This is a genomic window from Moraxella sp. K23 (genome assembly GCF_041154765.1).
Lineage (GTDB): Bacteria > Pseudomonadota > Gammaproteobacteria > Pseudomonadales > Moraxellaceae > Faucicola > Faucicola tetraodonis.
This window is the reverse complement of sequence record NZ_AP031595.1, coordinates 636,023-651,429: the sequence shown is the minus strand read 5'-3', so window position 1 is coordinate 651,429 and position 15,407 is coordinate 636,023. Positions and strand designations below refer to the sequence as shown.

Annotated in this window: 11 protein-coding genes and 2 rRNA genes; 6 read left to right on the top strand and 7 right to left on the bottom strand. The window is 44.8% G+C overall.

The genetic code is table 11. The features are described 5' to 3' along the window. Positions 1-200 precede the first annotated feature (200 nt). Both ACAM37_RS02895 and ACAM37_RS02890 read left to right on the top strand, forming a co-directional pair. Complete coding sequence (locus ACAM37_RS02895; RefSeq protein WP_472826334.1) at positions 201-1,550, top strand: MFS transporter; 1,350 nt, start codon at positions 201-203, stop codon at positions 1,548-1,550. Positions 1,551-1,662: 112 nt separating this feature from the next. After that, positions 1,663-2,229, top strand: coding sequence for a DNA-3-methyladenine glycosylase I (locus ACAM37_RS02890; protein ID WP_369626514.1), 567 nt, complete (start codon positions 1,663-1,665; stop codon positions 2,227-2,229). A gap of 58 nt (positions 2,230-2,287) precedes the next feature. On the opposite strand, the gene ACAM37_RS02885 is transcribed toward ACAM37_RS02890, so the two are convergent. Together ACAM37_RS02885 and rarD are read right to left on the bottom strand one after the other, a co-directional pair. Then, positions 2,288-2,866 (bottom strand): BLUF domain-containing protein, encoded by a 579-nt coding sequence (locus ACAM37_RS02885; protein WP_369626513.1) that lies wholly within the window; start codon positions 2,864-2,866, stop codon positions 2,288-2,290. Between the two features lie 100 nt (positions 2,867-2,966). Next, entirely contained in the window at positions 2,967-3,944 is a 978-nt protein-coding gene (rarD, locus tag ACAM37_RS02880) for an EamA family transporter RarD (protein ID WP_369626512.1), read from the bottom strand. Between the two features lie 174 nt (positions 3,945-4,118). Between rarD and ACAM37_RS02875 the strand changes: the two genes are divergently transcribed. Continuing rightward, positions 4,119-4,586, top strand: a complete 468-nt coding sequence (locus ACAM37_RS02875; protein ID WP_100270281.1) for an Lrp/AsnC family transcriptional regulator — start codon at positions 4,119-4,121, stop codon at positions 4,584-4,586. Between the two features lie 55 nt (positions 4,587-4,641). Here the strand turns inward: ACAM37_RS02875 and ACAM37_RS02870 are convergent, their stop codons facing one another. After that, positions 4,642-5,109, bottom strand: coding sequence for a threonine/serine exporter family protein (locus tag ACAM37_RS02870; protein WP_007115872.1), 468 nt, complete (start codon positions 5,107-5,109; stop codon positions 4,642-4,644). A 48-nt stretch (positions 5,110-5,157) separates the two neighbouring features. Next, positions 5,158-6,045 carry a threonine/serine exporter family protein gene (locus ACAM37_RS02865; protein ID WP_369626511.1) on the bottom strand — a complete coding sequence of 296 codons (888 nt, stop codon included), beginning with the start codon at positions 6,043-6,045 and terminating at the stop codon, positions 5,158-5,160. Positions 6,046-6,467: 422 nt separating this feature from the next. Here ACAM37_RS02865 and ACAM37_RS02860 point away from each other — a divergent pair, with 422 nt between their 5' ends. From ACAM37_RS02860 to ACAM37_RS02850, 3 genes are all read left to right on the top strand, one after another. Next, positions 6,468-8,867 (top strand): YgiQ family radical SAM protein, encoded by a 2,400-nt coding sequence (locus ACAM37_RS02860; protein WP_369626510.1) that lies wholly within the window; start codon positions 6,468-6,470, stop codon positions 8,865-8,867. 510 nt (positions 8,868-9,377) lie between these two features. After that, positions 9,378-9,590 (top strand): DUF2905 family protein, encoded by a 213-nt coding sequence (locus tag ACAM37_RS02855; RefSeq protein ID WP_219332143.1) that lies wholly within the window; start codon positions 9,378-9,380, stop codon positions 9,588-9,590. 111 nt (positions 9,591-9,701) lie between these two features. Then, positions 9,702-11,366: a vWA domain-containing protein gene (locus ACAM37_RS02850; RefSeq protein ID WP_369626509.1), complete on the top strand. Its 1,665-nt coding sequence runs from the start codon at positions 9,702-9,704 to the stop codon at positions 11,364-11,366. A gap of 72 nt (positions 11,367-11,438) precedes the next feature. Here ACAM37_RS02850 and upp read toward each other — a convergent pair whose 3' ends face one another. The 3 genes from upp to ACAM37_RS02835 all read right to left on the bottom strand — a co-directional run bounded on the left by upp (position 11,439) and on the right by ACAM37_RS02835 (position 15,307). Beyond that, a complete protein-coding gene (gene upp, locus ACAM37_RS02845) occupies positions 11,439-12,074 on the bottom strand; it encodes a uracil phosphoribosyltransferase (protein ID WP_065263959.1) in 636 nt (211 codons plus the stop codon). 161 nt (positions 12,075-12,235) lie between these two features. Continuing rightward, a 5S ribosomal RNA gene (gene rrf / locus ACAM37_RS02840) occupies positions 12,236-12,349 on the bottom strand. Positions 12,350-12,447: 98 nt separating this feature from the next. Beyond that, positions 12,448-15,307: ribosomal RNA gene (locus ACAM37_RS02835) — 23S ribosomal RNA — on the bottom strand. Positions 15,308-15,407 lie beyond the last annotated feature (100 nt).

Sequence of the window (15,407 nt, the reverse complement as noted above, 5' to 3'; positions counted from 1 at the left end):
CTTAAATTTTAACGTGTATTTTGTGGTGGCTTATTATGGATAAGCTGACGAAATTTATCAAATCAGCGATTAATAACCAAATTTTTGCATTATCTTAACTATTTTTATCAAGTTGATGACAAATTATGATTTACAATTCATTCCAATATTTTATGTATCTTAATTTTCACTTAAACTTTTATTATCTAAGGAGGGCAGACATCATGACAACCGCTTCAACCGTGCACCCTGATCATCACAATATCGCGCTACGCAATGACCCAAAAAAGGTCGCCGTGGCATCCATGATTGGTACGGCTATTGAGTTTTATGATTATTATATTTATGCCGCTGCGGCGGTATTGATTTTTAATACCCAGTTTTTTGATAAAACCGATGAAAAAGCAGCGATGCTTTACTCGCTTTCGACGTTGGCATTGGCATTTATTGCCCGCCCTTTCGGTTCAGCGTTATTTGGTCACTTTGGTGATAAACTCGGTCGTAAAAAAACCTTAGTGGCCTCTCTGCTCACCATGGGTTTATCAACCGTAGCGATTGGTTTGCTACCGACTTATGCACAAGTAGGCGTCATTGCCCCATTGTTGTTATGTTTACTTCGTGTGGGTCAAGGGATTGGGCTTGGCGGTGAATGGGGCGGTGCTGCCTTGGTCGCCACCGAAAATGCGCCAGCAGGCAAACGTGCTTGGTATGGTACTTTCCCGCAGTTAGGCGCGCCGATTGGGTTATTTTTAGCTAATTTAGTGTTCTTTTTACTCAGTTATTTTTTAGGAAAAGATGCCTTGGTCGAGTGGGCATGGCGCATCCCGTTTCTTATTTCAATCGTGCTGGTGGGTGTAGGTCTTTGGGTACGTTTAAGCCTGCATGAAAGCCATGTATTTCTTACCGCTGAAGCCGAAGGCAAAAAAGTTAATGCCCCTGTGTCAAAAGTCATTACCCAATATTGGCGTCCGCTGGTGCAAGGCACATTTTTGATGTCAATGACTTATGTGATTTTTTATATCATGACTGCCTTCGTACAAGCCTATTCAAAAAGCCCGGCAAAAATATCTTCTTTTGGCTTCCCAACAGGGTTAGGTATTGCCCCAAATACCTTTACTGGCTTTTTATTGGTGGCTGCGATTGTGTTTGGTATTTTTACCAGTATCTCAGGGATTGGCGCGGACAAAATCGGTCGTAAAAAATGGCTGATTGGCGTGACTATATTATGTATGGTGTTTGCCTGCTTTATGCCAACACTGCTCAGCAATGGCACGCCAACCACGGTATTTATTTTCCTCATTTTGGGCATGGCATGTATGGGTATGTCATTTGGTCCAATGGCAGCGCTATTACCAGAGCTGTTCCCCACCGAAGTACGGTATTCAGGTGCGTCACTGGCTTACAATCTAGCGGCGATTGTGGGTGCATCGATTCCTGCGATTTATGCCATCAAAATCAATGAGCAATATGGCATGAAAGGTGTGGCTATATATATTGTGATTAACGGTTTGATTTCTCTCATCGCGTTATTCTCAATTAAAGAAACCAAAAATATCGATTTGATGGATTAAAAGATAGATTAAAGGATAGACTAAAAACTGATACCTCAAAAACGCTGGCAAATGCTGGCGTTTTTTTGCCCAAGGCGGTTATAATAAACCTTTCAATACCATGAGACCTAGGATGAAAGCCTATAACCGCTGTGAATGGTGCGGCACAGACCCACTTTATCAAGCTTACCACGACAATGAATGGGGAAAGCCCAGTTATGATGACCGTCATCTATTTGCCATGCTGTGTTTAGAAGGCATGCAAGCGGGACTCAGCTGGATTACCATCCTCAAAAAACGCGAGCGTTATTACCAAGTATTTGCTGATTTTGACCCTGCAATGATCGCGCAGTTTGATGATGACATGGTGGATAGCCTCATGACCGATGCGGGCATTATTCGCCACCGCGGTAAAATCAAAGCCATCATTAACAATGCCAAATGCTATCTAAAAATTACCGAAACGCAAGCTTTTAGCGATTATCTTTGGAACTTGTCGCCCAGCGGCTTGGCAAAAATACCACAGGATAACCACCCAAAAATATTTGCTGATATTCCCACCAACACGCAATATTCAGATAACATGTCAAAGGCGCTTAAAAAAGACGGATTTAAATTTGTGGGCTCGACGATTTGCTATGCGTTTATGCAAGCAGTCGGTATGGTGAATGACCATGTAGCGGCGTGTGATTTTCGATAAGCCGGTTCAATAGTCAATAGCGGATAACCTATTTCTCGATGCCACAGATTTCTCGATGCTAAAGCCCCCAAAATAGGCTAAAACTAATCAAAATCAATACCAGTAAAATGCTCTGAACCAATAAAAAATGCTGATGCACTTTGAGCAGTCCGCGCAGACTGACCCCATAATGACTGACATTTTTAAGAGAATAGCTTTGAAAATCCACCAAGCTACGGCGATGATATTGTGAGCGCATGACCTCAACAAACTTATCAGCCGCTGCCGCTTTTGACCCAGCTGACAATACAGGTAAAAACGCATTGATAACCTCTTCATGCGTTTCTGGGTTATTGATATTTACCATCAACATTTGCCAATCTTGAAACAGCCGTTGTTCGATGACCCCTTTAGACTTGAGCGTGACATCGCGGTTGCACCCATCACGCTGAATGTTACCAAATAATTGCTCAATCGCTGATTTTTCGCCTTCAATGTACTGAAAAAAATAGCCATTACCAAAGCACAAAAAACCGGTAATTTGATGGGCAGAGTTCTCACGCTGTGCCACCGTCATGATATCAGACAGCGTTCTAGGGGTTATGCCAGCTTTCAACGTCATCCGGCTCACATAAGTTAGATAATGAATTTGCCCCAAGCAGCACCTCAGTCTTTATGGTTTTACAATTTTTGTTCAGCGCAATTTTAACAATTTATTACATACTTAGCCATCCATTAAATCAAGAATATTAGCTTACCTAGTCACAAATAGCGGTTGAGTGGCTTTTTTTGGACACTCGTATTGCATTTACGATCATCAGCAATACCCCTACCCAAATTAAAGCAAAACTGGCAATCATGGTACCATTGACAGCTTCATGCAGCACAAAAATGGACAATAAAAACATCAGCGCAGGTTCAAGATAACTGAGCATACCAAAGGTGTTCATCGGCAACACCTGACTGGCTTTGAGATTGGTCTGCATGGCAAGCGCACTAATCATACCCAGTCCAATCAATAACAGCCCCATTGTCATTGACCCTGTCACTATCGATACACTCGTGTTTTGCCATAATAAAAAACCCAAGGCAATCGGGGCAATCACTGACAAATCAACGAACAGCCCCATCAGTGCCGGCACCCCTTGCCAGCGGCGCAGTCCATAATAAATCGGATACGTCAAACACACCCATGCAGTGACCCACGATACACTCCCCGCGAGCCAAAATTGCAATCCCACCCCTGCTGACGCAGCGATAATCGCCGCCCACTGCAATCGATTTAAGATTTCTTTAAACACCACACAACCCATCAGTACCATCATCAAGGGAAGCAAAAAATACCCCATTGCGGTATTGACCGCCTGTCCATTGATAGGCGCCCACATAAATAGCCACAGCTGGCTTGCCAAAATCGGTGTCGGCAACAGCAATAAAACCCATTGTTGTTTGTTTAAGCCCATCAAAAATGCTTTGAGTTGCCCAAAATTTTGCGTCACAGCCAATAACCCCACCAACCCAAACCACATCGCCACCATGCGCCACAAAAAAACTTGCGTGCCTGACAACGGCGCAAGCCAGTGACTATACAGATACAGCACGCCAAACAACACATTAGAAATCAATGCCAACACCACCCCAAAACGTAACTTTTTGCCAGCGGTGGCAGGCTGTGGCGTTGTTGCCTTGGGGGGGACAACGATAGACGATGGTGATAAAACGCTGGAGACTGACATAATTGACCTTGTTATATTTTTGCTTTTGCGGTTAAATTACCAAAAAGTATAACAATTATTTTTGGTAAATTATTTCAAAATACCTTTATTTATGATAATTTAATATTAATATAAGATAAATTTGCTATATTTTTCTCAATTTATTTTATTGTGTATTTTTAGAAGGACATGGCTATGATTCATGAAATCGATGATATCGATAAACGTATTTTAAACTTGTTGCAAGAAGATGCGACGCTACCGCTTAAAAACATTGCCGAAAAAGTGCATGCATCGGTAGCGACCTGTCAGCGCCGTATCCAAATGATGACAGAGACCGGGGTGATTACTCGCCAAGTGGTGATTGTCAACCCCACTGAATTGGGCTTTGATTTAAGCGCGTTTGTGCTGATTGAAATGGAAAAACAAAATACCGCGCTGCAGCATGGCTTTGAGCGTTTGATGAACCGATTGCCTAACGTGATGAGTTGTTATGAAATCTCAGGGGATTATGACTTTTTGCTATTGGTACATGCCAAAAATATGGCCCAATATCACCGTTTTACCCGTGATAATTTAACTTATGAAAACAATGTCCGACGCTTTAAGAGTCAATTTGTGATGAATTTTTCCAAAGTAGGCACTAAAATCCAGTTAGATTAGTTAGATTACTGCGCCATCAGATAATGGGTTCAAATAATGGGCTCAAACAATGGGCTCAAACAATAGGCTTAGTGCGATACCAAAATGACGTCGGCAACGAAATGCCAAACACCAACGCAGCGGTCACAAATATCGCATTGAAGCTAAAATCCATCATTTGGGTAAATACTTGTGGATTATAGCCATAGTAGCCTAGCTGTACAAAGCTAATCATGGCTTTGTACGCGGTAATCCCCGGCATCATACACAGCATGGCAGGCACCAAAATCATCTTTGGGGTAAGTAAATATTTTTTTGCCAAATAAATTGCCACAAAGGATGAAATACCCGCTGCTACAAACGTCGCTAGTATCAAATTGACTGACAGTTGTTTTAATAGCTCTCTAAGTCCGTAACCCAGCACCGTCAACAATAAGCATTGCCAAATATAGCGGCGCGGCACATTGACAAGCAGTGTCCAGCCAAGCGTCATCAAGCAAGCAAAAGTTGCTGCGCGTATCAAGGCAATCGCATCAATCGCCATTTTTCACCCGACCCAATATTGGCAATAAAATTTTATCAAACGCTTTCATCAACCCACGCCCCAATGACTGATATTTAGTAATAGCAATGACAGCACGATGCCGATACAGCTTGACAGTGTCAAGATAATCACAAACATAAAGCGCCCGATACCGATGTTCATATAACCTTTGAGCATATCCGACAACGAATTTATCAAAGGAAAACTGGGAACCAACCAAAGCACACTTGATGCCATGGCAATATGCGGGTCGTTACCAATCCCCAATAACAGCGCAGTACTGGCGAAGATGGAGCCAAAACACGCCGCTATAAGCGCGGATATAAAGGGGTTAAAGTTGCGGTTACTCAGCCATAGCCGCAGCGAATACCCCATCATACTAGCAATAAACGTCACCAAACACACCAGTACATCGCCCCCTGCCAAATACGCAAAGCAGGCACACGCCACACCGACCATCGTCGCGACCATCTTGGCAGGATAAGTGCCCCGATCAATCTCATCAAATCGATAAGTCGCATGCTCTAGGGTACTCGTCACCGGCATACTTTCCAAATCCAGTACGATTCGCTGAATTTGTACAATGATATTGACATTGATGGCATGGGTGGTTGACGCGCGCAAGGTGGTAATACAGCGGTTATTATAAATTGTGGTGATGGTCAAGCCATTATAGGCAATCCCACACTCCACGCTAGCCAACCCCAACGCTAATCCCAATCGGCGGCACAAATCTGTTACCGTTGCCGATTCCGCCCCATATTGCATGAGTAGCAGCCCACAGCGCACACACAGACGGGTGATTTGCTGCTGGTGTTCATACGCCATATACGGCAACCGCCGTCTAGGCTTCGGCTCTGTCGGGGGCGAAAGCTTAGTAGGCTCAGGTGTTAGCGGATCAAGCGCTTCTAGGGCATCAGCAAAAGTATCGGTCATAGCATCATTTTAACAACCTTGATATCTCATTTTAGCATTAAACTAGCATAAAATCAGGGCGAATCAGTATTGCTTTATTGATTAAAAGGTTGATTAAAAAGCTGAGTGAAAATGAACAAAAAGTTGAAAACTACCCGTTATTTAAAAAAATTCTACCTACTTAAAAAGCTGCGATTGGTTTATTTTGGTTTAAATAGTAGGGCGATATTCAATACCTTCCATTACCCTCCATTTTAATCACCATCTAGCCATTTAATAGTCATTTTGCCCGTTAATTTTTACAAAATATGGAATCGCCTTGCCCTTTAATTAAACCCGACTAATTTAATCAGGTTTTTTTGTTATTTCGCCCTATAAACCCCCATCGCAAAATTGATTCATGATAAAATGAGCCATATTCATTTTATTTAATATCCAAGCCTATGTCCGCCGAAACTATTGCCAACAAAGCCTTTAAACAAGGCACCAAAGCCCTATTTGACTATGACAAACACTGGGCAAGCTGCTTTGAGACTGCGCCATTTTTGCCGATGAGCCGAGCCGAAATGGATGCCCTTGGTTGGGATGCCTGTGATGTCATTATCGTCTCAGGCGATGCCTACGTCGATCACCCAAGCTTTGGTATGGCAATCATCGGCAGACTGTTAGAGTCGCAAGGCTTTCGCGTCGGTATCATCGCCCAGCCTGACTGGACGAGCAAAGACGCTTTTATGACACTTGGCAAACCAACCATCGCGTGGGGCGTCACCGCAGGCAATATGGATAGCATGATTAACCGCTACACTGCCGATAGACGCATTCGCAGTGACGATGCCTACTCGCCAGACAATGCCCCCGACAAACGCCCCGACCGTGCGGCTGTGGTATATAGCCAGCGCTGCCGTGAAGCCTATCCTGATGTGCCCATTATTTTGGGCGGGATTGAAGGCTCGCTGCGCCGTATCGCCCATTATGATTATTGGTCAGACAAAGTGCGCCGTAGCATTTTGATGGATAGCCGCGCTGATATTTTGCTGTATGGCAATGCCGAGCGCGCGATTGTCGATGTTGTACATGCACTTGCCAAAGGTTACCGTTTTGAAGACCTTGCCAAAGTGCGTGGCACCGCGTATCTCTCGACACAAACCAAAAAACACTGGCAACGCGATATGATAGAAATCGCCAGTAACGACGTCGACACCGTTGGGCGTGTTGACCCGATTATCAATCCGTATGTGATGATGGAAGATGTGGGCGACTGTCACATCGAACAAGAAAAAACGCTTGAGAGTCAATACAAAGGGTTTGTGGCAGATAAAGTCGAGCACAAAGTGCTTAATGCTGATAAGGTCGCTGAAAGCCAAGACATCCAAGTGGTCAACCTCAAAGACCCCAATAAAAACGCCTTAAAACACAAACGCCCCTTGCCCCCCCGTGACAAAACCGTGATTCGCTTGCCCGACTTTGAGCAAGTCAAATCCGACCCCGTACTTTACGCCCATGCCAACCGTATTTTGCACCTAGAAACCAATCCGCATAACGCCCGCGCCTTGGTGCAGCGACATGGCGACATTGATGTATGGCTCAATCCGCCGCCCATTCCACTTACCATGGAAGAGATGGATTATATCTTTGATTTGCCGTATGCCCGTTTGCCCCATCCTAGCTACGGCAACGCAAGAATTCCTGCCTACGACATGATTAAATTATCAGTCAATATCATGCGCGGCTGTTTTGGCGGCTGTACTTTCTGCTCGATTACCGAACATGAAGGACGGATTATCCAAAACCGCTCAGAAGAATCTATCTTGGGCGAAATCAAAAAAATCCGCGACACCGAGCCATCATTTACCGGGGTAATTTCTGACCTTGGCGGACCGACTGCCAACATGTACCGTCTGCATTGTAAAGACGATGCCATTGAGAAAAACTGCCGCAAACCCTCCTGCGTGTATCCCGATATCTGCGATAACTTACTCACCGACCACAGTCATCTCACCCAACTGTACCGTAAAGCTCGTGATATCAAAGGGGTGAAAAAAATCCTGATTGCATCAGGCTTGCGCTATGATTTGGCGGTCAAAGACCCCGAATATGTCAAAGAATTGGTCACCCACCATGTCGGTGGATATCTCAAAATCGCCCCCGAACATTCCGAAACCAATGTACTATCCAAAATGATGAAACCGGGTATGGGGACGTACGATACTTTCAAGCAGATGTTTGACAAATACAGCCGTGAAGCAGGTAAAGAGCAATATTTGATTCCGTATTTTATCGCTGCTCACCCTGGCACCACCGACACGGACATGATGAACTTGGCAATTTGGCTCAAGCGCAATGGCTTTCGTGCCGACCAAGTACAAGCCTTTTACCCAAGCCCCATGGCAACTGCTACTACCATGTATCATACTGCCAAAGACCCGCTGCATAAAGTCACCCGTGACAGCGAAGGGGTGGAAATCGTCAAATCGGGCAAACAACGTAAACTCCACAAAGCATATTTACGTTACCATGACCCCAAAAATTGGGCACTGCTGCGTCAATCGCTTAAAGACTTGGGGCGTGAGGATTTGATTGGGCATGGCAGTCAATGTTTGATTCCGCCTTATAATCCAAAACTGGAAGGTGAAGACTTTTACCAATCGGCAAGAAAGAAAAACAGCTCAGCAGGTGGCGATTCTGTTAAGCGTAATGGTAAAGCGGATAACTCCAATTCAAATAATGGGCAAAGTAAATCGGAAAAAAAACCCACGCCCACGAGCTTTGGTAAAAAACCGAATCCGAAAAAGAGTAATTTCCAAACGCAACATACAGGCTTACCGCCGCGGAAAACTAAATAGTTTATGTTATTCAAGGCTTGTAGAGTATTTCTACAAGCCGCCTCATTTATTTTTAAATAATTTCAATTTTAATGCCATGTCTGAAGATTGATAGCAATTTTATGTCTTTTGCATGATTAAAAAAAGAGTGTTTAGCACCTTTAACTTGGTTTAGACTTTGATGATTTCTAAAATCTCCCAATTTGATTTTGGTGTTTTCTTCGAATACTGTAATCGTTAAATGCAAAATAATTAGCTAGAAATAACCTATAGTCTGAATGGATTAAACCATTCCCATGACTGATGGCTGCGTTATTTCACCTTCTGTCTAAAAATCCAATGTATTGTTCCAAATAAAGACTCGAAGCCTCAAACATTATGTGACAGCCTTTCTTATTGATAAAAAATTCTCAATAAAATTTAAATTTTTATTTTCACATTAAGCTTACATCTTAACAACTAAACGTAGCACTAAAAACATTAAAAAATCAATAAAATACAAGCCATTATAAAAACAAAAAGGTTCTGAGCATGGCAAAAATTTTTATTGGGATAGGGATTTTATTTCTCATCATTGGCTTAATTTATCTGTTTTTTCCCAATGCCTTTAGTTGGTTTGGTCGTATGCCAGGGGACGTTAATTATCGCTCGCAAGATGGCAGCTTTAGTTTTCATTTTCCCATCGTTACCATGATTATCGTGAGTATCATTCTCACTATTATTCTTAACCTATTTAACCGCTGATAGCGCTAACTACAGCCCTGTCTAGCGGGTTTTATCGCAAAAAACTGCCTTTTTCATCAAAAAATGTCGTAAAATGTAGTTACGCCAGTCACGATTGAAAAGGAGTTAGTCATGCAGCGCGACATTTTTAAGCCAACACTACTGAGCCTCGTCATCGCCCAAAGCTTATTGACGGCGTGTAGCCCCTCACCGTCAAACAGCCGTGATACGAGCCCTGCCACACCTGTTATTGCCCAACCAACCGTTATTGCTCAACCAACGCCCGTAGTTGCGGCGCCTACCATGATGATGGACGCGGCAGCAATGAGCAAGATGGCACGCTACTCGCCTATCATGCCGATGCCGATACCACAGGATAATAGCGAAAAATATCAGCACCTTGCAATCAACCCCATTCACCAAACCGCCACCGATGCTGTTGCCACCTTTAGTATCGATACTGACACGGGCAGCTACGCCAATGTGCGCCGTTTTCTAAACGACGGACAATTACCGCCTACTGACGCGGTGCGTATTGAAGAGCTTATCAACTATTTTAACTATGACTTTTCACAAGCCAAACGCCTTGCCAACGCCCCTTTTTTGGTAAGCACCGAAACAGTTGCCGCACCTTGGCGTACACCCAATCGTATCATCAAAGTGGCTATTAAAGCGGATGACCCTACCATCACCAAAAAAAGCGTCTTACCGCCTGCCAACTTGGTATTTTTGGTAGATGTATCGGGCTCGATGTCAGACAACGATAAATTACCACTAGTCAAATCTTCACTAAAAATGCTCACCAAGCAATTGAGGTCGCAAGATACCATCAGTATCGTGACCTATGCTGGTCGTACCCAAGTGACGCTTCCTGCCACCAAAGGCAGTGATACCGACAAAATATTAGCCGCGATTGATAGCCTAGATGCCAGTGGCTCGACCAATGGCGAAGCAGCGATAAAGCTGGCTTATCAACAAGCAAAAATCCACTATAAAAAAGACGGCATCAACCGCATTTTGATGATGACCGATGGGGATTTTAATGTCGGTGTATCGGACGTCGATGAAATGCTAGATATTATCCGCCGTGAGCGTGATAGCGGTGTGTCACTTTCCACATTTGGCTTTGGTGAAGGCAATTTAAACGACCACATGATGGAGCAAGTCGCAGATAACGGCAACGGTAATTATAGCTACATTGACAGCCTGTCTGAGGCCAAAAAAGCCTTGGTAGACGAAATGTCAGCAACCTTTAATACTGTGGCAAAAGACGTCAAAGTCCAAGTGGAATTCAATCCCCAGACGGTTAAAGAATGGAGGTTGATTGGTTATGAAAACCGTGTCCTTGCAAAAGAAGATTTTAACAACGATAAAGTAGACGCAGGTGAGCTAGGGGCAGGCAAATCCGTGGTTGCGCTGTTTGAAGTTACCCCTGTGGGGCAGCAAGGTTGGCTAGACGATAGCCGCTACCAAGCTTACCCTATCAATCATACAGGCAAAAATACTGAGCTGGGGTTTTTAAAACTGCGCTATAAAGCGCCAAATAGCAACACATCAACGCTTTTGACCCTGCCAATTAGCAATCAGACCCAACAGCCAAGCAATGAGCTGGCATTTGCGCTAAGTGTGGCAAGTTTTGGTGAAACCCTGAAGCAAAGCAAATACCTCGGTAATTGGCAACTAAACGATAGCAAGCGATTCGCCCAAGCCAATCTTGGCAACGACCCACAAGGTATTCGCCGCGAATTTATCAAGCTTATCGACTTAGCCGATAGCTTACAACCCACCAAAAAATAGCCACTATACAACTGTTAATAAAAAAGCTAGATAAATCATCTAGCTTTTTTACTACTTTTACTGTTTTGCCCATCAGTGCTGTTTTGTGCCAAAAATTTTATCCCCTGCATCCCCAAGCCCTGGAATAATATACCCCTGTTCATTCAAATGGCTATCGAGTGCTGCGGTAAAAATCTTGACATCAGGATGGGCATCATTCACCGCTTTTACCCCTTCAGGCGTTGCCACTAATACCAAGGCTTTAATATTTTTACAACCGTGTTTTTTCATCATATCAATCGTTGCTACCATACTACCGCCAGTCGCAAGCATAGGATCTAAAATCAACGCAGGACGCTCATTAATATCTTTGACCAATTTTTCAAAAAAAGGCACAGGCTCAAGGGTATCCTCATCACGTTGCAATCCAACCATCGAGATTTTTGCCGTGGGAATAAGGTCTAAAACCCCATCAAGCATTCCTAAACCTGCGCGCAAGATAGGTACGACAGTAACGGTTTTACCTTTGATTTGAATGCCCTCAATTTGGTTGCCTTCCCAGCCCTGAATGCTGATTGTTTCTATGGGAAAATCACGGCTTGCTTCATACGCCATCAAACGGGCAAGTTCTTTAGTCAAGGTACGAAATTTATAAGTGCTACTATCTGCCTCGCGCATCAAGGATAATTTATGCTTAACTAAGGGATGGTCAATAACGGTAATTTGCATGGTAACACTCACTTTAAATTTCACACCAAAAATTTTCGCCTATTTTACCCAAAGTCTGCGATAAAAACATTAATTTTCTATTCTGAGTTTTTCTCTGAGTCTTTCAGGGATACAAAAAAACACCCCCCTTACAACAGTAAGGGGGGTGTTTTGGAATAGGGAGCTGACGATGACCTACTCTCACATGGGCGAACCACACTACCATTGGCGCATTGGAGTTTCACTTCTGAGTTCGGGAAGGGATCAGGTGGGGCCTCCAAGCTATTATCGTCAGCAAAGGGGGATAGAGAAATGAGTTGATTTAAAAGTAAAGTATGAGCTATATCAAGCGAGGTGAATATCGTTATTACCTACAAAGCCATTTAGGCGTTGTATAGTCAAGCCAAACGAGCAATTAGTATTGGTTAGCTACACATATCACTATGCTTCCACACCCAACCTATCAACGTCGTAGTCTACAACGGCTCTTTAGGGAAATCTAATCTTAAGGTGGGCTTCCCGCTTAGATGCTTTCAGCGGTTATCCCATCCGAACATAGCTACTCGGCAATGCGACTGGCGTCACAACCGAAACACCAGAGGTTCGTCCACTCTGGTCCTCTCGTACTAGGAGCAGATCCTCTCAAATTTCCAACGCCCACGGTAGATAGGGACCGAACTGTCTCACGACGTTCTAAACCCAGCTCGCGTACCTCTTTAAATGGCGAACAGCCATACCCTTGGGACCTGCTTCAGCCCCAGGATGAGATGAGCCGACATCGAGGTGCCAAACACCGCCGTCGATATGAACTCTTGGGCGGTATCAGCCTGTTATCCCCAGAGTACCTTTTATCCGTTGAGCGATGGCCCTTCCATACAGAACCACCGGATCACTAAGACCTACTTTCGTATCTGCTCGACTTGTGGGTCTCGCAGTTAAGCGCGCTTTTGCCTTTATACTCTTCGAACGATTTCCGACCGTTCTGAGCGCACCTTCGTACTCCTCCGTTACTCTTTAGGAGGAGACCGCCCCAGTCAAACTACCCACCATACATTGTCCTCAGCTCTGTTAAGCTTGAGTTAGAACCCCAACATTACCAGGGTGGTATTTCAAGGATGGCTCCACAGACACTGGCGTGCCTGCTTCAAAGCCTCCCACCTATCCTACACAGGTAAGGTCAAAGTTCAATGTAAAGCTGTAGTAAAGGTTCACGGGGTCTTTCCGTCTAGCCGCGGGTACACAGCATCTTCACTGCGATTTCGATTTCACTGAGTCTCTGCTGGAGACAGCGCCGCCATCATTATGCCATTCGTGCAGGTCGGAACTTACCCGACAAGGAATTTCGCTACCTTAGGACCGTTATAGTTACGGCCGCCGTTTACTGGGGCTTCGATCAAGAGCTTCGCTTACGCTAACCCCATCAATTAACCTTCCAGCACCGGGCAGGCATCACACCCTATACGTCCACTTTCGTGTTTGCAGAGTGCTGTGTTTTTAATAAACAGTTGCAGCGGCCTGGTATCTGCGACTGCCAATAGCTTTGTAGAGCATGTCTACTCACCATCGGCAGCGTACCTTCTCCCGAAGTTACGGTACCATTTTGCCTAGTTCCTTCAGCAGAGTTCTCTCAAGCGCCTTGGTATTCTCTACCTGACCACCTGTGTCGGTTTAGGGTACGATTTCTTTATGACTATCGCTTAGAAGCTTTTCCTGGAAGCAGGGTATTTGCCACTTCGCTGTACAAGTACAGCTTGCTATCAGATCTCATTAATAGTCTAGCGGATTTGCCTACTAAACCTAACTACATCCTTCCACTTGGACAACCATCGCCAAGCTGGCATAACCTTCTCCGTCCCTCCATCGCATCATAAACAAGTATCGGAATATTAACCGATTTCCCATCGACTACGCCTTTCGGCCTCGCCTTAGGGGTCGACTCACCCAGCCCCGATTAACGTTGGACTGGAACCCTTGGTCTTCCGGCGAACGGGCTTTTCACCCGTTTTGTCGTTACTCACGTCAGCATTCGCTCTTGTGATACCTCCAGCATGCTTTACAACACACCTTCACAGGCTTACACAATGCTCCCCTACCACTTAATTGAAACAATTAAATCCGCAGCTTCGGCTCCTAGTTTGAGCCCCGTTACATCTTCCGCGCAGGCCGACTCGACTAGTGAGCTATTACGCTTTCTTTAAAGGATGGCTGCTTCTAAGCCAACCTCCTAGCTGTCTGTGCCTTCCCACATCGTTTCCCACTTAACTAGGAATTTGGGGCCTTAGCTGGCGGTCTGGGTTGTTTCCCTCTTGACGACGGACGTTAGCACCCGCCGTCTGTCTCCCGGATATCACTCATCGGTATTCGGAGTTTGCATCGGTTTGGTAAGTCGGGATGACCCCCTAGCCGAAACAGTGCTCTACCCCCAATGGTGTTCGTCCGAGGCGCTACCTAAATAGCTTTCGGGGAGAACCAGCTATCACCGAGTTTGATTAGCCTTTCACCCCTATCCACAAGTCATCCCCTGGCTTTTCAACGACAGTGGGTTCGGTCCTCCGGTAACTGTTACGTCACTTTCAACCTGCTCATGGATAGATCACTCGGTTTCGGGTCTATACCCTGCAACTAGACGCCCTATTAAGACTCGGTTTCCCTACGGCTCCCCTATTCGGTTAACCTTGCTACAGAATATAAGTCGCTGACCCATTATACAAAAGGTACGCCGTCACATCATAAATGATGCTCCGACTGCTTGTATGCACACGGTTTCAGGTTCTATTTCACTCCCCTCACAGGGGTTCTTTTCGCCTTTCCCTCACGGTACTGGTTCACTATCGGTCAGTCAGGAGTATTTAGCCTTGGAGGATGGTCCCCCCATCTTCAGACAGAATTTCTCGTGTTCCGCCCTACTTAATATGCTTCTTATAACCTTTCGAGTACGGGATTATCACCCTCTACGATTGACCTTTCCAAGTCATTCCTCTAAATTATAATCAGTCGGCTCCTCCCCGTTCGCTCGCCGCTACTAGGGGAATCTCTATTGATGTCTTTTCCTCGGGTTACTGAGATGTTTCACTTCTCCCGGTTTGCCTCGTAAATAAATTTACGATACCTGTCTTATGACAAGTGGGTTTCCCCATTCAGATATCGCCGGATCACAGGATATTGCCGCCTCCCCGACGCTTTTCGCAGGCTGTCACGTCTTTCATCGCCTCTGACTGCCAAGGCATCCACCATGTGCACTTCATTACTTGACTATACAACCCTAAAGGGTCGTATAGGTAATGGTAACGATCTTCACCTATGTTTACGCTTGATTCAGTTCTCTTTACTTTTAAGTAATCAGTTGTTCCAATC

Excerpts from the sequence above, each read along its gene's own strand:
- ACAM37_RS02860 (WP_369626510.1), top strand. The coding sequence starts at position 6,468 with ATGTCCGCCGAAACTATTGCCAACAAAGCCTTTAAACAAGGCACCAAA.
- ACAM37_RS02850 (WP_369626509.1), top strand. The coding sequence starts at position 9,702 with ATGCAGCGCGACATTTTTAAGCCAACACTACTGAGCCTCGTCATCGCC.
- ACAM37_RS02875 (WP_100270281.1), top strand. The coding sequence starts at position 4,119 with ATGATTCATGAAATCGATGATATCGATAAACGTATTTTAAACTTGTTG.
- rarD (WP_369626512.1), bottom strand. The coding sequence starts at position 3,944 with ATGTCAGTCTCCAGCGTTTTATCACCATCGTCTATCGTTGTCCCCCCC.
- ACAM37_RS02855 (WP_219332143.1), top strand. The coding sequence starts at position 9,378 with ATGGCAAAAATTTTTATTGGGATAGGGATTTTATTTCTCATCATTGGC.
- ACAM37_RS02870 (WP_007115872.1), bottom strand. The coding sequence starts at position 5,109 with ATGGCGATTGATGCGATTGCCTTGATACGCGCAGCAACTTTTGCTTGC.
- upp (WP_065263959.1), bottom strand. The coding sequence starts at position 12,074 with ATGCAAATTACCGTTATTGACCATCCCTTAGTTAAGCATAAATTATCC.
- ACAM37_RS02890 (WP_369626514.1), top strand. The coding sequence starts at position 1,663 with ATGAAAGCCTATAACCGCTGTGAATGGTGCGGCACAGACCCACTTTAT.
- ACAM37_RS02865 (WP_369626511.1), bottom strand. The coding sequence starts at position 6,045 with ATGACCGATACTTTTGCTGATGCCCTAGAAGCGCTTGATCCGCTAACA.